Here is a 16,097-nt window from a genome sequence, read left to right on the forward strand (position 1 = left end):
GAACTCAGGGGACCCATACCGCGTGATCTTTCGATTGTAGCGCGGTGGCAGAGACCTTTCGTCCAATAACCGCCGGCGGCTATGGGTCCCCCTGCGTTCGTGTTTGGTCCCGGAAGATTGGTTGGACGGAATCGGTGTAGAACGAGGCGTGGCCTTTATCAGGGAGCGCCTCGAGTCATGGAACTGAACCTGCACGCCAATGCTACGACGACGCCAAAGACGCGCGGCTACATCCAGCGCAGCAGGAAATCAGTCGTCCAATTGGCCGCGGAACTCGGGGTTAGCGAGACCACCATTCGTCGCTGGCGCGGACGAACGACGGTCGCGGACCGCTCGCATCAGCCGCGCAACCTGACGACCAGCCTGTCGGCTGTGGAAGAGAGGGCGGTTTGCGAGCTGCGGACGTCGCTGCAATTGCCGCTGGATGACATCGTCGAGGTGATGCAGCGCTGCATTAATGCCAAGCTATCCCGCAGCGCCATCCACCGCTGTCTGCAGCGAAATGGGATTAGTCGGCGTCCCAAGCCGGACAAGCCAAAGGCCGGCGTCTTCGAGACCGCCAGTGTTGGGTTCATCCATATCGACCTCAAGCATCTGCCGGCCCTGCAGCGTCGCACGAGTTATGCCTTTGTCGCCATCGATCGCGCCACTCGCTACGTCTATGTCGAGATCCACTCCAGGCGGGACAGCGAGACTGCGGCCGGCTTCCTCCAGCGCTTCCTGGCCCACTTCCCGCATGATGTTCACACCATCCTGACCGACAATGGCGCCGAGTTCACCGACCGCTTCGCCGTCGACAAGAAGAACAAGCCGCCCGGTCGGCCTTCCGGCAGTCATCCCTTTGATCGGCTCTGCAAGCAACACGGCATCGACCATCGCCTGACCAAGCCCTACCACCCGCAGACCAACGGTTTGGTCGAGCGCTTCAATCGCCGCATCGCCGAAGCCATCGGCCGCGAGGAAAAGCGCGGCAGCGCCCGCCGCACATTCGCCGACCATGCCGATCGCGACGCCTTCCTCGGCAAGTTCGTCCACGATTACAATCGAACCCGCCTCAAATGCCTTGGATACAAGGCCCCCATCCAGGCCCTCACCAATCTTCCGGGACCAAACACGTTCGCAGGGACGACGATGCACCTCAGCGCTCCGGCAGGGGATGACCACTTTGTTTATGTTTCGTTCACGATGGTCTGGCGTTATCACTACGTCATGACGTCACCCCCGATTCGCCAACCCGTCCGGATCATCGGCATCGACCCCGGCCTGCGCCGCACCGGCTGGGGCGTGATCGAGACCGAGGGCAATCGTCTGGTCTTTATCGGGTGCGGTTCGGTGGAGCCGCCGGACCATCTGCCGCTCGCCAGCCGCCTCCTGGCGATCCATGAGGGGCTCGCCGCCGTGCTCGGCGATTTCAGGCCGGCGGAGGCCGCGGTCGAGCAGACGTTTGTGAACAAGGACGGGGTTGCTACCCTGAAGCTCGGCCAGGCGCGCGGGGTCGCGATGCTGGCGCCGGCGATGTTCGGCATCGAGGTCGCGGAATATGCACCGAACCAGGTCAAGAAGACCGTGGTCGGCGCCGGACATGCCGACAAGAACCAGATCGCCGTGATGCTGAAAATCCTGCTGCCGAAGGCCGAGCCGAAATCGGCCGACGCCGCCGACGCGCTGGCAATCGCGATCACGCACGCCCATCACCGCGCCAGCACCGCGCTGCGGCTGAAGGTGGCGAACCTATGATCGGCAAACTCAAGGGCCTGATCGACAGCTACGGCGAGGATTACGTGATCCTCGACGTCGGCGGCGTCGGCTATCAGGTGCACTGCTCGTCGCGCACGCTGCAGGCGCTGCCTGCGCCCGGCGAGGCCGCGATACTGTCGATCGAAACCTATGTGCGCGAGGACCAGATCAAACTGTTCGGCTTTCGCAGCGACGTCGAACGCGAATGGTTTCGCCTCCTGCAGACCGTGCAGGGTGTCGGCGCCAAAGTGGCGCTGGCGGTGCTCTCGACACTGCCGCCGGCCGAACTCGCCAACGCGATTGCGCTACGCGACAAGGCCGCGGTGAGCCGCACGCCCGGCGTCGGGCCGAAGGTGGCCGAACGCATTGTTACTGAGTTGAAGGACAAGGCGCCTCAATTCGCCACCGTCGACCCGGCGCTGGTCCATCTGTCCGGCGCCATCGACAATGACCGCGCGCCGCGCCCGGTGACGGATGCGATCTCGGCGCTGGTCAATCTCGGCTACGGCCAGCCGCAGGCGGCGGCCGCCATCGCGCAGGCCTCGCGCAGCGCCGGTGAACACGCCGAGACCGCGCAACTGATCCGCCTGGGCCTGAAGGAACTGTCGAAGTGAGGTTCGTCGCTAGACATGGAGGCGATCCGGCCCTCTTTACCTCGCCCCGCTCGCGGGGAGAGGTCGGATTGCGAAGCAATCCGGGTGAGGGGGACTCTCCGCGAGTCCAGCCCTGCCGAGAGCCCCCTCACCCCAACCCTCTCCCCGCAAGCGGGGAGAGGAAGTCTCATGCTAGCATTGCCGCATGAACACGCCCTCCCGCATTGTTACCCCTGAGCGCCGTTCCGACGATGTTGGCGACACCGCGCTGCGGCCGCAACTGCTGTCGGAATTCGTCGGACAAGCGCAGGCGCGCAAGAATCTCTCGATCTTCATCGAGGCGGCGCGCAAGCGGAATGAGGCGCTGGATCACGTGCTGTTCGTCGGTCCGCCCGGTTTGGGCAAGACCACGCTGGCGCAGATCGTCGCGCGCGAGCTCGGTGTCGGCTTTCGCGCCACCTCGGGTCCCGTCATTGCGAAAGCCGGCGATCTCGCGGCGCTGCTGACCAATCTTGAAGAGCGCGATGTGCTGTTCATCGACGAAATCCATCGCCTCAGCCCGGCGGTGGAGGAAGTGCTCTATCCCGCGATGGAGGATTTTCAGCTCGATCTCATCATTGGCGAGGGGCCGGCGGCGCGGTCGGTCAAGATTGATCTCGCCAAGTTCACGCTGGTCGGCGCGACGACGCGCGCAGGGCTGCTGACCAATCCGCTGCGCGACCGTTTTGGCATTCCGGTGCGGCTGAATTTCTACACCGAGGAAGAACTCGAAAGAATCGTCACCCGCGGTGCCCGTGTGCTCAATATCGGCATGTCGCCGGATGGCGCCAACGAGATCGCGCGCCGCGCCCGCGGTACGCCGCGCATCGCCGGGCGGCTGTTGCGGCGGGTGCGCGATTTCGCCTCCGCGGCGGATGCCAGTTCGATCGACCGCGCCATCGCCGACCACGCGCTGAGCGCGCTGGAAGTCGATTCCGCCGGCCTCGATGCGATGGACCGCCGCTATCTCACGACGATTGCGATGAACTATGGCGGCGGACCGGTTGGCGTCGAGACCATGGCGGCGGCGCTCTCGGAGCCGCGCGACGCCATCGAGGACATCATCGAGCCGTTCCTGATCCAGTGCGGCTACCTGCAGCGCACGCCGCGCGGCCGGCTGTTGACCTCGCACGCGTTCAAGCATCTCGGCCTCGCCGAGCCCGCGCGCGATCCGGCGCAGTTCGGATTGTTCGGCGGTGGCGAAGACGACGCGTAGCCGTCGATATTCATTGCTTCGAACCGGATCGTCGTAACCATGCACTAACGGCAAATGCTGAAGTCGCCGGCGCTCGCTCGCGCGGCCGGCCGTCTTGCCGTGGAGTGCAGCCGTATGGGGACGACCGAAGATGCCAAGGTGCTCGCGACCATCGCAGCGGTGCCGGAGCTGGGTACGCCCGACGAGACCGATGTTTTCCTCAACGCGATGCCGATCGCCGACCTGGCATCGATGTGGTGCGTGCTGCAGCGGTTGAGCCGCCGCGACCAGACCGGCGGCGTCTGGGCGGCAAAGCTTTATTTCGATCATCTGCCCCACGCGCAGCCGGATCGTGCGCTCGATCTCGCGCTCGAAGTGCTGCGCGCCGAGACCGACAAGCCGACGGTGATGCAGCTCAACGACAAGTTCATGCTGTCGCTGCTCTATGCGCAGGGCGCCGAGGTGATCGATCGTATCGAAGCCGAGGCAACGGACAATGAGAGGCTGCGATGGCTGCTCGGTGGTATCTACTTCGGCCCGGACGAGCCGTTTCAGGACCGCATCAGTGCGATCGCCGACGCCGAAAGCTGGCAGGCTGACGACGCGGCGCGCCGCCGGCCAAAGCAGCCGCTCGATGCCCGCGCGATGTCGGTGCCGGAACTCGCGCGGGCCTGGGTCGAGCAGTATTCGAAGTCCGATCGCGACCGCGACGACAACTTCTTCGCCATGATGGATTACGAGCGCGACCTGCGCGAGGAAGATCCAAACCGGGCGATCGATCTCATTATCGAGATTCTCCGGCTCGAGACCAATCCGGCACTGCTGTCGCTGCTGGCGGCCGGTCCGCTGGAAGATGTTATCAGCATGGAGACCATCGACCGCATCGAGCGCGAGGCCTTCGCCAACAAGCGCTTCCACGATCTCTTGGGCGGCGTCTGGTACTACCGCGCTTCGGATGAGCTGAAGGCGCGGCTCGATGCGCTGGTCGGCGATAACAAGCGGTGACGTTAACACATTAACCTTTGGTCACGTGCCCCTGCTGACGATTTGGCAAGCCCACCGCAATTCCGGCTCAATCCGCCACGATCCTTGCTCGGCATCACGAGTGTCACATGTTCTCACGCCGTCATTTCCTGAAATTCATGGGTGGGTTGGGCGCGCTTGGCGTCTCGACCACCGCTTACGGGTTTTCTGAACCCGTCGTGCGGCTCGGCGTCACGCGGTACGACCTTACGCCGCCGCGATGGCCGACGGGATTCCAGCTCAAGATCGCGGCGATCGCCGACCTTCATGCCTGCGATCCCTGGATGTCGATCGATCGCATCCACGGCATTGTCGAGCGCACCAACGCGCTGAACGCCGACATCATCGTGCTGCTCGGCGACTACGTTGCCGGTCACCGCCATGTCACGCGGCTGATTCCGGCCGGCGAATGGGCGCCGGTGTTGGCCGGGTTGAAGGCGCCGCTCGGTGTGCACGCGATTCTCGGCAATCACGACTGGTGGGAAGACAAGACCGTGCAGCAGCAAGGGCAGGGGCCGACCAACGCCCGCCGTGCCCTCGAAGCGGCCGGCATTCCGGTTTACGAAAACGATGCAAAGCGCCTCGCCAAGGACGGCCAGCCGTTCTGGCTCGCCGGTCTCGGCGATCAACTCGCCTATGTGCCGGCGCGCCGGTTCAGGCCGGTGCGCCGCATCGGCGTCGACGATCTCGGCGCGACGCTGGCGAAGGTGACCGACGACGCGCCGCTGGTTCTTCTGGCGCACGAGCCCGATGTGGCCCATCGCGTGTCGTCCCGGGTCGCGCTGCAACTGTCCGGGCATACCCATGGCGGTCAGGTGCGGATGCTCGGCTGGTCGCCGATTGTGCCGACGCGCTACCGCAAGCTGGTCTATGGCCATGCGCGCATGAACTGCGACGTCATCGTTTCCGGCGGTCTCGGCTGCAGCATCATGCCGTTCCGCCTCGGCGTCCCGCCGGAGATCGTGCTGGTGACGCTGGGCCGGGCCGGGGTGGCGTAATCTTCGATCTGGAGGCATGGAATTCTGCATCAAATGATGTTATATTTGGTGCAGAGGGCCACCCCATGAGAACGACCATTGCCATCGACGACGAATTGTTTGCCAAGGCGCAGGAGTTTGCCGGCGTGACGGAGAAGTCTGCCGTCATCCGCGAAGCGTTGAAGGCCTTCGTTGAGCGCGAGGCCGCACGCCGGCTCGCGCGGATGGGAGGGACGCAGCCGAGCGCCAAGGCGCCACCGCGCCGCCGCTTCAAATAATGATACTGGCTGATACATCGATCTGGATCGATCATTTTCGCCGGAGCGATTTGCAGTTGGCCCAGTTGCTCGAACGTGGCGATGTTGCCATGCATCCATTCGTAATTGGCGAATTGCTGCTTGGCCGCGTGCCTAGGATCGCAGAAATGATCGGTGACCTCAATACGCTACCGAAGGCGACGGTGGCGAGCCCCGAAGAGGTGCTGTCGTTCATTGTTGCGCGAAGACTACCGGGCGCGGGCATCGGCTATGTCGATGCTCACCTGTTGGCTGCTGCCGCGCTGACGCCCGAGACGTTGGTCTGGACGCGCGACAAGCGTCTGCTGGCTGCGGCACAGTCGCTGTCTCTCGCCGCCGAAATTCGTGAGTAACCCTATGCCTTCTCTCGACGGCGAGATCCGTGACGGCCGCCATCACATGCAGGTCCGCGTCTATTACGAGGACACCGATTTTTCCGGCATCGTCTATCACGCCAATTACCTGCGCTTCATGGAGCGCGGGCGCACCAATCACCTGCGGCTGATGGGCGCCGACCAGCACGCGCTGTTTGCCGAGGCGCAGGCGGAGACGCCGGGCTTCGCCTTCGTGGTACGCTCGATGCAGCTCGATTTCCTGCGGCCGGCGCGGATGGACGATCTGCTCGACGTGGTGACATGGCCGGTCGCGGTCAAGGGCGCCTCGATCACGCTGGCGCAGGAGGTGCGGCGCGGCAGCGAGGTGCTGGTGACGGCGCAGGTGCGCGTCGCCTTTATCTGCGAGGGGCGCGCGAAGCCGATTCCGAAATCCCTGCGGCAGATGATGAAGGCCGATTTGACCTAGCTATCGGGCGATAGGTAAACCGCCATCGACTCCGCGGCGCACGGCGATAGATTGGCGGCCTCAATCCACCTCCGAGGTCACCATGTCGCGCCCACCGCTGCCGCCCTTTACGAGAGAGACCGCCGCGCAAAAGGCGCGCATGGCCGAAGACGCCTGGAATTCACACGACCCGGTGCGGGTGTCGCTGGCCTATACCGAGGACAGCCGCTGGCGTAACCGCTCGGAAGTGTTTCAGGGCCGCGACGCGATCGTCACTTTCCTCACCCGCAAGTGGGAGAAGGAGCACGACTACCGCCTGATCAAGGATCTCTGGGCTTTCGACGGCAACCGCATCGCGGTGCGGTTCCAGTATGAATGGCATGACGGCGCCGGGCAGTGGTATCGCTCCTACGGCAACGAGCAGTGGGAGTTCGACGAGCATGGCCTGATGCGCCGCCGCGAAGCCTCGATCAACGACATCGCGATCACCGAGCAGGACCGCCGCTTTCACTGGGCCGCGCCGGGGCCGCGTCCGGCCGATGTGCCGGGATTGGGCGAGAGTCCGTTTTAAGAAGCTGCGATTTCAGGTCGCCGTTCCCCGGATGCTGCGCAGCGCGAAGCGGTGCGCTGCTGATCCGGGGTCCATCTATTTGGCAAAGAGTGGGTCCCGGCTCTGCGGTGCAACGCCAAGGGGCGCTGCACCGCGTCCGGGACACGAGCGCCCCTTACGCCGCCGCCTTGTGCCGCGCGAGTTCGGCCTTGTAGAGCTCGAACTCCTCGGCGACCGCCTTGGCGATGCTGGGGCGGGTGCGCAGCCTTTCGTGATAGGCTTTCACGGCCGGCCACTTCGCCAGTTCGATCGGCGGCGTTGCCATCGTCCAGTTGATGACGGTGACGAGATAGGCGTCCGCAACGCTGAAATGGTCGAGCAGGAATTCGCGGCCCTTCAGGTAGTTCTCGAGATAGTCGAGCCGTGAAAGGCCCTTGCTCAGCACATGGGCCTTCATCTCCGGCGGCGCGGTCTTGTCGAGGATCGGAACGAACAGGCCCTTGTGCAGTTCGGTACCGATGAAGCACAGCCATTGATGCAGCTTGCTGCGCTCCATGCCGGGGCCGGTGGCGATACCGGCCTGCGGAAAGCTGTCGGCGACATATTGCAGGATCGCCGCGTTCTCGGTCAGCACCAGCCCGTCGTCGGTGCGCACCGTTGGCACCAGCCCGAGCGGGTTCACTTTGCGGAAATCCGAGCCGTCGTTCTGCACGACCTTGGTCTTGGGATCGACCTCGAGATAGTTGGCGGAAGCGCCGGCTTCATACAGCGCAATGCGGGTCGCCAGCGAGCAGGCGAGCGGCGAGAAATAGAGATCCATGAATGCCTCCTTGGCAGGTTCCTTGATCGTTCCTTGGGGTAGTTGATCAACCGCGCCGGAACAAAAACGGCGGGGATTGATTTTTATACTGTTCCGCATAATATAAGTCAGGTCAAGGAATTTTTTGCGAAATGGTACAAAAAAGTAAAAAGCCGCCCGTGACGCGGATCGACGACCCCACAGCACCCAAGCGCCGCGGTCGTCCGCGCGCCTACCAGCCTGAAATCGCGCTCGGCAAGGCGCTCGATCTGTTTCGCAAGGATGGCTTTGCCGCGACGTCGCTCGACGATCTCTCGGCCGCGACCGGCATGAACCGGCCGAGCCTCTATGGGGCCTTTGGCGACAAGCGCGAGCTCTATATCAAGAGCTACCGGCGCTATCGCGAGGATGCCCGCGCGGCGATGCAGGACATCTTCCGCGGCGAATTGCCGATCCGCCGGCGGCTTGAGCGCATCTATGCGGTGGCGCTCGATATCTACCTGTCCGGCGAAGCCGGCCCGCGCGGCTGCTTCACGGTGATGACGGCGGCGTCGGAAGCGGTGGCCGATCCCGATATCCGCGCCATGGTGCTGGAAGGCTTCGCCGAACTCGACAAGGCCTTCGCCACCTGTTTCCGGCTTGCGAAAGAGAAGGGCGAGTTGACCGCGGGCGCCGATCCCGCGGTGCTGGCGCAACTGGCCTCGGCCACCATCCACACCATCGCCATTCGCGCCCGCGCCCGCGTGCCGCGTGGGGAGCTGGAAGCGATCGTGACGGGGGCGATCGACGTGATGGTGGGGAAGAACTAGCTCCGCCTCGACGTGCGGCCGCAAAAAATACTCAGATCGATTTGTCGGCGCGCGGTCTCCCCGTTCGTCCCCGGGACGTGGTTCACGAGGAAAGAGAGACATAATGGGAAAAGTAAGGGTTTCCGCCTTCTCGGTATCGCTGGATGGATTTGCGGCGGGTCCGGGTCAGGACCTGCAACATCCGTTCGGTGTCGGCGCCGATGCAGTGCCCGCCTGGCTTCGTCAAACGAAAATGTTTCACGACATGATCGGCCAGCCGGGTGGGACTACCGGCATCGACGACGACGTCGCCCGCAGCTCGATGGAAAATATCGGCGCCTGGATCATGGGCCGCAACATGTTCGGCCCGATCCGCGGCCCGTGGCCCGATGAATCCTGGAAGGGCTGGTGGGGACCCAATCCGCCATATCACGTTCCGGTGTTCGTGCTGACGCACCATGCGCGCCCGCCGATCGAGATGGAGGGCGGCACGGTGTTCCACTTCGTGACCGATGGAATCGAGTCAGCGCTGGCGCGGGCAAAGCAAGTCGCGGGGGCAAGGGACATCCGGATCGGCGGCGGTGCTTCGGTGATCCGGCAATATCTGCAGGCGCGCCTGATCGATGAAGTTCGCCTGGCCGTCGCCCCGGTGTTTGTCGGCGCGGGAGAGAACCTGTTTTCCGGGCTCAATCTGCCCGATCTCGGCTATGCCTGCGTCGAGAGCACCGCGGGCGCGAATGCCACGCATGTCCGCGCCGTGCGGCAGTCGTCGTAGCGCGGCAAAATTGTGTCGTCCCGGTCTCGCCGGGACGGCTGGCGCCGCGCTGGCGTTCCCGATCCCCAGGCGGTATAATTTCCGAACACTTGGCGGGTGCGCGGATGTCGGTTTTCTCAAGCAGATTGGCTCTTGCAGTTGGATTGGCAGCGCTCGGCCTGGGCGGACCAATCGCGCATGCCCAAGGCACGTCGGTGCCCTACTATTGGGCCTCGGGCTGGTCATCGGGCTTTGGCGGCAACCTCGGCGCCGATCAGGGCTCGAACGCGAATATAAATGGCGATCCTGCGGGCTTCGCCAACAACGCCGCCGGCCCCGGCGCGTTTATGCAGCGCTACAGTTTTTCCAGCAGCAATTTCCTCAATAACGAACGCGGCGGTTTGGGCTCCAGTGGGCTGGGCCTGACCGGCCTGAACCAGACCGCGGCGTTCGGCTCCTCGTTCACTTACGACGGCGTGCAGGTCGGCTACAATTTCAAGAACTCGCCTGTCTCGGTCTTCGCCGGGTTCGACACGGCAAAATACAATCCCGGCCTCGGCGCCAATCCATTCTCGCCGTTCGACACTTCGTCAAACGCAACACCCGGTTATACCGCGCGGGCGGGAGTCGAATTCAAGCCGACGTCGAACCTCAGCCTGTCGCTCGGCGCGAGCTTCACGCAAGCGGGCAGCGACAACAGCGCGGTGGTGCTGCCCGGCGCTTCGCCGTTTGGCGTCCGCCGCTGAGGAGTGCGGAATCCGGTGTATCCGAATTCCCGGCGTGTTATCATCAGGCAATAAACAATAAGTCCGAGGAACCGCTCATGGCCAACTGCATCGTTGTCGTTCAGTTTGATTTGCCCAAGCGCACGGAAGAACAGGCAGTGAAAGGCGGCGCTTCCACCGCGCCGATCTATCGCGGCCTCGCCAACAAAGGGTTGATCCGCAAGGACTACCTGAACGGCGAAAGCGGCACTGGCGGCGTGTATCTCTGGGACAGCCGCGAGTCGGCGGAAGCCTGGTTTACCGAGGAGCGCATCGCGGAATTGACCCAGCGCTTCGGCGTTCGGCCGCGCCTCACCTGGTACGACACCCACGTGACCGTCGATAATCTGAAGGACGAGACGCGTGTCAACGGCAAGGCGATCGAGATGGCAGCCACGTGAAACGTCGCGGGTTGTGACGCAGGTAACGAAATCCAGCATGAGGAGCCGCCGCTAGGCGGCTTTTCTTTTGCCCGGCTCCAGCGCTATCGGCTTCTCGCAGTACGATTTGACGCAATCCGTTCCGCCAGCTTTGCTGCTATGGATACTTGGCGCAGCAGGTTGATCGGGCGATCCCCGGTCGGTTGCTGCGGTGCGCAAAAAAAACAAAATTTGGGGAGGGCACTATCGTGATCCATCGGCTTCTGAGAAGCGCGTTTACAGGTTTGGGCCTTTTGCTGGTCGCGCCTTTGACGCAGGCCCACGCGCAATCGCCCGCCAAGACGGTGACGCTGGTGGTTCCCTATGCCGCCGGTGGCGGCACGGATACTGTTGCGCGTCTGATCGGCGAGCGGATGTCGCGCACGCTCGGCCAGGCCGTCATCGTCGAGAATCAAGTCGGTGGCGGCAGCACACTCGCCAACGATCGTGTTGCCCGCTCGGCGCCCGACGGGACCACCGTCCTGATCAACCACGTCGCGCTGCTGGCGGCGCCCAGCCTGTTCAACAATCTGCGCTACGATACGAAGACGGCGTTCGAGCCGGTCGGCCTCGTCAACAACGCGCCGATGGTTCTGATCGGCCGCAAGTCGATACCCGGTGCCACACCGCAGGATTTCGTGGCCTGGATCAAGACGCAGCGCGACAAGGCGAACTTTGCACACGGGGGGATCGGAACCAACAGTCACCTGTGCGCCGTCATGATGGGCAATGTTCTTGGCTTCACGCCGACCATCGTGGCCTATCGCGGATCGGGTCCGGCGATCGGAGATCTGCTGGCGGGGCAGATCGATCTGCTATGGGATCAAGTCACCAATGCGCTGCCGCAGATTCAGGCCGGAACGCTTCACGGCATCGCCATCACGTCGCCAGAGCGGCTTGAACAGTTGAAGGACGTGCCGACCACGGCCGAACTCGGCATGCCCGAAGTCAGTTATTCGATGTGGCATGGGCTCTATGTCGCAAAGGGCACGCCGAGGGAGACCGTCGTCGCGCTGAATTCGGCGCTCCGCAAGGCGCTGTCCGACCCGGAACTAGTGGAGAAGCTGAAGCAGCTCGGAACACTGCCATTCCCTGACAACGAGTTGACGCCTGAGGCCCACGCGCGTTTGTTCGCCGCTGACCTGCCACGGGTGGCAAAGCTCGTTGAAAGCTCGGGAATCATGGCGAGCGAAGCGAAGTAAGGGCGGCCTTAAGTTGCGGAGCGGAGTCTGATTCAAAAGTAGGGCAGTAAAATCGGGCTAAGCACCTCACCTGTCATGCCCGGGCTTGTCCCGGGCATCCACGTCTTAGCTGTGTCGGCCGACGAAAAACGTGGATGGCCGGGACAAGCCCGGCCATGACGGAAAATGTCTGGCTTTGATCGGGTCGGAAAGGGGTCTGAAAAGCGCTTGTCGGCTTTTCGATCAGACTTTGAGGCGACCGCTAATACCCTCGCTTGCGATCCACCACGTTCTCCAGCGCGCCGCCGGCTTCAAACCGTTCGATCTGCTGTGCGACGTATTTCGAGATTTCGTCGGGATCGGTATCGGCCGCATTGTGCGGCGTCAGCACCACTTTTGGGTGGGTCCAGAACCGGCTGTCTGATGGCAACGGTTCGGTGGCGTAGACGTCGAGCGACGCGCCGCCGAGGGTGCCGTCGTCGAGACACTGCAAAATATCTGCCTCGTTCTGCAGGCTGCCGCGGCCGGCATTGATCAGCACTGGCGCGCCCATCGGGCTCGTGCGATTCAGTTGGGCGAAGAGATCGCGGTTGAGCACGTGCCGGGTGTCAGGCGTCAGCGGCAGCAGGCAGACCAGGATGTCGGTACGGCGGAGGAACGGCTGCAGTTGTTGCGCGCCGGCGAAGCAATCGATGCCGTCGATCTGTCGCGGGCTCCGGCTCCAGCCCGCGACGCGAAAGCCGATGTGCCGGAGCATTTTCGCGGCATGGGCACCCAGTGTGCCGAGCCCCATGACGCCGACCGAGATCGCGCCGGCGGCCCATTGCGATTTCGGCGCCCAGCGTTTGGCGCGCTGCGACTCCCGCAAGTAAGGTTCCTGCCGGTGATGCATCAGCACGTGCAGCACGACGTACTCCGTCATGCGTTCGGTGAGATCGTCGACCGCGACGCGCACCAGCGGCACGTCGGGTAGCGACTTGTCCGCCATCAGGGCATCGACGCCGGCACCGAGATTGAAGATGACGCGCAGATTGGGGAACGCGGCGAGTTCCCCCGGATGCGGTTTCCAGACCGCGGCATAGTGCACCTCGGCCGGATCGAACGCCGCGTCCGGCAACTGCAGCACGCGCCGCCCCCCGCAGACCTCGTCGAACCGGTTCTTCCACCGCTGCGGCGACCAGTTTTCGGTCCCGCCATGCACCAGCAGAGCGAGCGCACCCTTGTTCATTGCCATTCCCTGTTCTTCGCCTTCTTCGCTGTCCCGTCGTCAGCGTGACCTGTATCACATAACGCATTGGACCAATTCCATAGTCTCATTTCATCAAACAACGGGAGACTTCACATGCGCAAACTGATCCTGATTTCCGCTTTCGCGCTCGCCTCGGTTTCCGCCTCGGTTTCGGCGCGGGCCGGCGACCGCAGCCTGATCCTCGCGGCCAACGACGCTCCGGCAGCCACGACCACGGCCCCCGCGGAAGCCAAGCCGGAAGTCACCACCGATACCGCCAAGCCGGAAGCGACGAAGAAGCAGGCTTCGAAGCCCCAGAAGACCCACGCTCGCCACACCTATGAGGGCGACGAGGCGAAGGCCCGCCGGATTGCCGCGCGGTATGGCGTCTACTGGTAATAGTTCTCCAATGTCGCGGTGATGTCAGGGCTGGCGCCGACGTGCCGGAACCATCACGACATTTGGCCCACGCCAGGTCGAGGCCGTCACATGAAAACGTTCAAGAACGTGATTTTCATTCTCTGTGTGTGCAGTCTTTGTTCCAAGGCGGTTATGCACACTTACCGCCACTTCAATCCGGCTCCAGTTGTGGCGGTCGGTCCCTGAAATTTCTTCCATACCCCTGTCGGCTGCGGGCATACTCGTTCGTCATCAAGACAACGGAGATGCCTGACCGTCATGCTGTACGCCATCCTTTGCTATCACGACGAAGACCATGTGGGGTCCTGGACCAAGGAACAGGACGCCGCCGTCATGCAGAAGCTCACCGTCGTGCAGGATAAGTTGACCCAACAGGGCCGGCTCGGCCCGGTGGCGCGGCTGTTGCCGACCACGGCGGCGACGACCTTGCGCAAGGAAGATCCGCCTGTGGTCCTCGACGGTCCGTTTGCCGAGACCAAGGAACAGTTGCTCGGCTTTTACGTCATCGACTGCAAGAACCTCGACGAGGCGCTCGACGTCGCCCGCGATCTCGGCAAGGCCAATCCGGGCGGCGCCTACGAGATCCGCCCGGTCGGCATGTTCACGCCGGGGAGTGTCCGGACGTGACCGACACCGCCTGGATCGACGGCGCGCTGACGTCGGCACGTCCCCAGGCGGTCGGCGCGCTGCTGCGCTATTTCCGCAATCTCGATACCGCGGAGGAAGCGTTCCAGAACGCCTGCCTGCGCGCGCTGAAAAGCTGGCCGCAGAACGGCCCGCCGCGCGATCCGGCGGCGTGGCTGATCATGGTCGGGCGTAACGTTGCGATCGACGATATCAGGCGCGCCAAAAAGCAGACGCCGCTGCCCGAGGACGAGGCGATCTCCGATCTCGACGACGCCGAGGAAGAGCTGGCCGAACGGCTCGACGGCTCGCACTACCGCGACGATATCCTGCGGCTGCTGTTCATCTGCTGCCATCCCGAACTGCCGGCGACGCAGCAGATCGCGCTGGCGCTACGCATCGTCTCGGGCCTGACGGTGAAGCAGATCGCGCGCGCCTTCCTGGTCTCGGAAGCCGCGATGGAGCAACGCATCACGCGGGCCAAAGCGCGGGTCGCCGATGCCAATGTGCCGTTCGAAACACCAGATGCGGTGGCGCGGAGCGAACGGCTGGCGGCGGTCGCCGCGATGATTTATCTGATCTTCAACGAGGGCTATTCGGCCAGCGGCGACACCGCCGAAATCCGCAAGCCGCTGTGCGAGGAAGCGATACGTTTGGCGCGGCTGCTGCTGCGGCTGTTCCAGAGCGAGCCCGAGATCATGGGGCTGACAGCGCTGTTGTTGCTGCAGCACGCCCGTGCCGACGCAAGGTTCGATAGCGATGGCGCGGTAATCCTGCTCGACGATCAGGACCGCGCGCTGTGGAACCAGAAGATGATCGCCGAGGGGGTGGCGCTGATCGACAAGGCGATGCGTCATCGCCGCAGCGGGCCCTATCAGATCCAGGCCGCGATATCGGCACTGCATGCACGCGCCGCCAAGCCTGAAGAGACCGACTGGACCCAGATCGACCTGCTCTACGGCGCGCTCGAAATCATGCAGCCGTCGCCGGTGGTCACCTTGAACCGCGCGGTCGCGGTTTCCAAGGTGCGGGGCGCGGGAGCCGCGCTCGAGATGATCGAGCCGCTGGCGTCGCGGCTGTCGAACTATTTTCATTTCTTCGGCGTGCGCGGCGCCTTCCTGATGCAGCTCGGGCGCAACGACGAGGCGGCCATCGCCTTCGACCGCGCCATCGCGCTCGCCAACACCTCGGCGGAAGCCGCCCATATCCGCATGCACCTCGACCGCCTGCAGCGCGACAGTTCACCGCGCGGCGTGAAGGCGGGGAAGTAGGATCACGGTCTATCAGATCGTCATGCCCGGGCTTGACCCGGGCACCCACGTCTTTCTTCGCTGCCGATCCAAAGACGTGGATGGCCGGGCATAGGCGAGCGGAAGCGACGCCGTCCTTCGGACGGCTATGCCCGGCCATGACGAAGTAGAAAAATAATCATCCCCCTGTCGGAATCCTCCCCCGTCGTTCGTCTAGTAGACGAGCAGCCATTTTGGACAAGGGGAGCAAGCCATGACCACGATCACAGCAACCATGCCGGTCTCGAAGCCAGCGCGCTGGGTCGGCCGTATCCTCAGCGGTCTGGTCATCGTGTTCCTGATGCTCGACGGCGCCATCAAACTGGTGCCGTGGCCGGTCGTCACCGACACCATGGACAAGATGGGCTATGGCTCCAGCGAAACGCTGGCGCGCAGCCTTGGGGTCATCACCATCGTCTGCACCGTGCTCTATTCGATTCCGCCGACCTCGATCCTCGGTGCGATCCTGCTGACCGGCTATCTCGGCGGCGCGATGGCATCGCATGTCAGGATCGGAAGCCCGCTGTTTACCCACACGCTGTTCGGACTGTATCTCGGTCTCATGCTATGGGGTGGGCTGTGGCTGCGCGATCGCAACCTGCGCACGCTGATCCCCTTTCAACGCTGACTCATTTTGAAAC

General features: G+C 63.7%; 20 protein-coding genes and 1 pseudogene. 19 read left to right on the forward strand and 2 right to left on the reverse strand.

The genetic code is table 11. The features are described from left to right. Nucleotides 1-177: 177 nt before the first annotated feature. From BLR13_RS41785 to BLR13_RS22340, 10 genes and pseudogenes are all read left to right on the forward strand, one after another. Nucleotides 178-1,077: pseudogene (locus tag BLR13_RS41785) on the forward strand (IS481 family transposase); the annotation flags it as partial. A 132-nt stretch (nucleotides 1,078-1,209) separates the two neighbouring features. After that, nucleotides 1,210-1,737 carry a crossover junction endodeoxyribonuclease RuvC gene (ruvC, locus tag BLR13_RS41790; RefSeq protein ID WP_074831224.1) on the forward strand — a complete coding sequence of 176 codons (528 nt, stop codon included), beginning with the start codon at nucleotides 1,210-1,212 and terminating at the stop codon, nucleotides 1,735-1,737. Next, a complete protein-coding gene (gene ruvA / locus BLR13_RS22305; protein WP_074819515.1) occupies nucleotides 1,734-2,351 on the forward strand; it encodes a Holliday junction branch migration protein RuvA in 618 nt (205 codons plus the stop codon). Before ruvC ends, ruvA begins: the two co-directional genes overlap by 4 nt. Nucleotides 2,352-2,535: 184 nt before the next feature. Continuing rightward, nucleotides 2,536-3,585, forward strand: coding sequence for a Holliday junction branch migration DNA helicase RuvB (gene ruvB, locus BLR13_RS22310; RefSeq protein WP_074819514.1), 1,050 nt, complete (start codon nucleotides 2,536-2,538; stop codon nucleotides 3,583-3,585). Between the two features lie 114 nt (nucleotides 3,586-3,699). Beyond that, entirely contained in the window at nucleotides 3,700-4,569 is an 870-nt protein-coding gene (locus tag BLR13_RS22315) for a DUF6869 domain-containing protein (RefSeq protein ID WP_074831222.1), read from the forward strand. A 107-nt stretch (nucleotides 4,570-4,676) separates the two neighbouring features. Beyond that, nucleotides 4,677-5,585: a metallophosphoesterase gene (locus BLR13_RS22320; RefSeq protein WP_074819513.1), complete on the forward strand. Its 909-nt coding sequence runs from the start codon at nucleotides 4,677-4,679 to the stop codon at nucleotides 5,583-5,585. Nucleotides 5,586-5,650: 65 nt separating this feature from the next. Further along, nucleotides 5,651-5,842: a type II toxin-antitoxin system VapB family antitoxin gene (locus tag BLR13_RS22325; RefSeq protein WP_074819511.1), complete on the forward strand. Its 192-nt coding sequence runs from the start codon at nucleotides 5,651-5,653 to the stop codon at nucleotides 5,840-5,842. Next, nucleotides 5,842-6,213 (forward strand): type II toxin-antitoxin system VapC family toxin, encoded by a 372-nt coding sequence (locus BLR13_RS22330; RefSeq protein WP_074819509.1) that lies wholly within the window; start codon nucleotides 5,842-5,844, stop codon nucleotides 6,211-6,213. The genes BLR13_RS22325 and BLR13_RS22330 overlap by 1 nt, the downstream gene beginning before the upstream one ends. 4 nt (nucleotides 6,214-6,217) lie before the next feature. After that, on the forward strand, nucleotides 6,218-6,661 hold the full coding sequence (ybgC, locus tag BLR13_RS22335) for a tol-pal system-associated acyl-CoA thioesterase (RefSeq protein ID WP_074819507.1): 444 nt from the start codon (nucleotides 6,218-6,220) through the stop codon (nucleotides 6,659-6,661). An 82-nt stretch (nucleotides 6,662-6,743) separates the two neighbouring features. Continuing rightward, nucleotides 6,744-7,211, forward strand: a complete 468-nt coding sequence (locus BLR13_RS22340) for a DUF1348 family protein (RefSeq protein WP_074819505.1) — start codon at nucleotides 6,744-6,746, stop codon at nucleotides 7,209-7,211. Between the two features lie 154 nt (nucleotides 7,212-7,365). Here BLR13_RS22340 and BLR13_RS22345 read toward each other — a convergent pair whose 3' ends face one another. Beyond that, nucleotides 7,366-8,010, reverse strand: coding sequence for a glutathione binding-like protein (locus BLR13_RS22345; protein ID WP_074819503.1), 645 nt, complete (start codon nucleotides 8,008-8,010; stop codon nucleotides 7,366-7,368). 131 nt (nucleotides 8,011-8,141) lie between these two features. Between BLR13_RS22345 and BLR13_RS22350 the strand changes: the two genes are divergently transcribed. From BLR13_RS22350 to BLR13_RS22370, 5 genes are all read left to right on the forward strand, one after another. Continuing rightward, the gene (locus tag BLR13_RS22350) at nucleotides 8,142-8,798 is read left to right on the forward strand and encodes a TetR/AcrR family transcriptional regulator (RefSeq protein ID WP_074819501.1); all 657 of its coding nucleotides are present in this window, start codon (nucleotides 8,142-8,144) and stop codon (nucleotides 8,796-8,798) included. A 103-nt stretch (nucleotides 8,799-8,901) separates the two neighbouring features. Next, nucleotides 8,902-9,552, forward strand: coding sequence for a dihydrofolate reductase family protein (locus tag BLR13_RS22355; RefSeq protein ID WP_074819499.1), 651 nt, complete (start codon nucleotides 8,902-8,904; stop codon nucleotides 9,550-9,552). A 104-nt stretch (nucleotides 9,553-9,656) separates the two neighbouring features. Beyond that, entirely contained in the window at nucleotides 9,657-10,277 is a 621-nt protein-coding gene (locus BLR13_RS22360; RefSeq protein WP_074819498.1) for a hypothetical protein, read from the forward strand. 77 nt (nucleotides 10,278-10,354) lie between these two features. After that, nucleotides 10,355-10,696, forward strand: coding sequence for a hypothetical protein (locus BLR13_RS22365; protein ID WP_074819496.1), 342 nt, complete (start codon nucleotides 10,355-10,357; stop codon nucleotides 10,694-10,696). 227 nt (nucleotides 10,697-10,923) lie between these two features. Continuing rightward, nucleotides 10,924-11,916 carry a Bug family tripartite tricarboxylate transporter substrate binding protein gene (locus BLR13_RS22370; RefSeq protein ID WP_143039699.1) on the forward strand — a complete coding sequence of 331 codons (993 nt, stop codon included), beginning with the start codon at nucleotides 10,924-10,926 and terminating at the stop codon, nucleotides 11,914-11,916. A gap of 241 nt (nucleotides 11,917-12,157) precedes the next feature. Here BLR13_RS22370 and BLR13_RS22375 read toward each other — a convergent pair whose 3' ends face one another. Continuing rightward, nucleotides 12,158-13,123, reverse strand: coding sequence for a 2-hydroxyacid dehydrogenase (locus tag BLR13_RS22375; protein ID WP_074819494.1), 966 nt, complete (start codon nucleotides 13,121-13,123; stop codon nucleotides 12,158-12,160). Nucleotides 13,124-13,237: 114 nt separating this feature from the next. On the opposite strand from BLR13_RS22375, the gene BLR13_RS22380 reads away from it, so the two are divergent. From BLR13_RS22380 to BLR13_RS22395, 4 genes are all read left to right on the forward strand, one after another. After that, complete coding sequence (locus BLR13_RS22380; protein WP_074819493.1) at nucleotides 13,238-13,522, forward strand: hypothetical protein; 285 nt, start codon at nucleotides 13,238-13,240, stop codon at nucleotides 13,520-13,522. A gap of 279 nt (nucleotides 13,523-13,801) precedes the next feature. Continuing rightward, entirely contained in the window at nucleotides 13,802-14,170 is a 369-nt protein-coding gene (locus BLR13_RS22385; protein ID WP_074819491.1) for a YciI family protein, read from the forward strand. Then, nucleotides 14,167-15,438, forward strand: coding sequence for an RNA polymerase sigma factor (locus tag BLR13_RS22390; RefSeq protein WP_074819489.1), 1,272 nt, complete (start codon nucleotides 14,167-14,169; stop codon nucleotides 15,436-15,438). Before BLR13_RS22385 ends, BLR13_RS22390 begins: the two co-directional genes overlap by 4 nt. 232 nt (nucleotides 15,439-15,670) lie before the next feature. Then, nucleotides 15,671-16,084 carry a DoxX family protein gene (locus BLR13_RS22395; protein WP_074819487.1) on the forward strand — a complete coding sequence of 138 codons (414 nt, stop codon included), beginning with the start codon at nucleotides 15,671-15,673 and terminating at the stop codon, nucleotides 16,082-16,084. Nucleotides 16,085-16,097 lie beyond the last annotated feature (13 nt).

The organism is Bradyrhizobium ottawaense, assembly GCF_900099825.1.
GTDB lineage: Bacteria > Pseudomonadota > Alphaproteobacteria > Rhizobiales > Xanthobacteraceae > Bradyrhizobium > Bradyrhizobium ottawaense_A.

What these genes read in the sequence shown, in the direction of transcription:
- BLR13_RS22320 (WP_074819513.1), top strand. Translation starts at nt 4,677, where the DNA reads ATGTTCTCACGCCGTCATTTCCTGAAATTCATGGGTGGGTTGGGCGCG.
- ruvC (WP_074831224.1), top strand. Translation starts at nt 1,210, where the DNA reads ATGACGTCACCCCCGATTCGCCAACCCGTCCGGATCATCGGCATCGAC.
- BLR13_RS22315 (WP_074831222.1), top strand. Translation starts at nt 3,700, where the DNA reads ATGGGGACGACCGAAGATGCCAAGGTGCTCGCGACCATCGCAGCGGTG.
- BLR13_RS22375 (WP_074819494.1), bottom strand. Translation starts at nt 13,123, where the DNA reads ATGAACAAGGGTGCGCTCGCTCTGCTGGTGCATGGCGGGACCGAAAAC.
- BLR13_RS22380 (WP_074819493.1), top strand. Translation starts at nt 13,238, where the DNA reads ATGCGCAAACTGATCCTGATTTCCGCTTTCGCGCTCGCCTCGGTTTCC.
- BLR13_RS22350 (WP_074819501.1), top strand. Translation starts at nt 8,142, where the DNA reads ATGGTACAAAAAAGTAAAAAGCCGCCCGTGACGCGGATCGACGACCCC.
- BLR13_RS22330 (WP_074819509.1), top strand. Translation starts at nt 5,842, where the DNA reads ATGATACTGGCTGATACATCGATCTGGATCGATCATTTTCGCCGGAGC.
- BLR13_RS22395 (WP_074819487.1), top strand. Translation starts at nt 15,671, where the DNA reads ATGACCACGATCACAGCAACCATGCCGGTCTCGAAGCCAGCGCGCTGG.
- ybgC (WP_074819507.1), top strand. Translation starts at nt 6,218, where the DNA reads ATGCCTTCTCTCGACGGCGAGATCCGTGACGGCCGCCATCACATGCAG.
- BLR13_RS22345 (WP_074819503.1), bottom strand. Translation starts at nt 8,010, where the DNA reads ATGGATCTCTATTTCTCGCCGCTCGCCTGCTCGCTGGCGACCCGCATT.
- BLR13_RS22365 (WP_074819496.1), top strand. Translation starts at nt 10,355, where the DNA reads ATGGCCAACTGCATCGTTGTCGTTCAGTTTGATTTGCCCAAGCGCACG.
- BLR13_RS22360 (WP_074819498.1), top strand. Translation starts at nt 9,657, where the DNA reads ATGTCGGTTTTCTCAAGCAGATTGGCTCTTGCAGTTGGATTGGCAGCG.
- BLR13_RS22355 (WP_074819499.1), top strand. Translation starts at nt 8,902, where the DNA reads ATGGGAAAAGTAAGGGTTTCCGCCTTCTCGGTATCGCTGGATGGATTT.
- ruvA (WP_074819515.1), top strand. Translation starts at nt 1,734, where the DNA reads ATGATCGGCAAACTCAAGGGCCTGATCGACAGCTACGGCGAGGATTAC.
- BLR13_RS22325 (WP_074819511.1), top strand. Translation starts at nt 5,651, where the DNA reads ATGAGAACGACCATTGCCATCGACGACGAATTGTTTGCCAAGGCGCAG.
- ruvB (WP_074819514.1), top strand. Translation starts at nt 2,536, where the DNA reads ATGAACACGCCCTCCCGCATTGTTACCCCTGAGCGCCGTTCCGACGAT.
- BLR13_RS22340 (WP_074819505.1), top strand. Translation starts at nt 6,744, where the DNA reads ATGTCGCGCCCACCGCTGCCGCCCTTTACGAGAGAGACCGCCGCGCAA.
- BLR13_RS22385 (WP_074819491.1), top strand. Translation starts at nt 13,802, where the DNA reads ATGCTGTACGCCATCCTTTGCTATCACGACGAAGACCATGTGGGGTCC.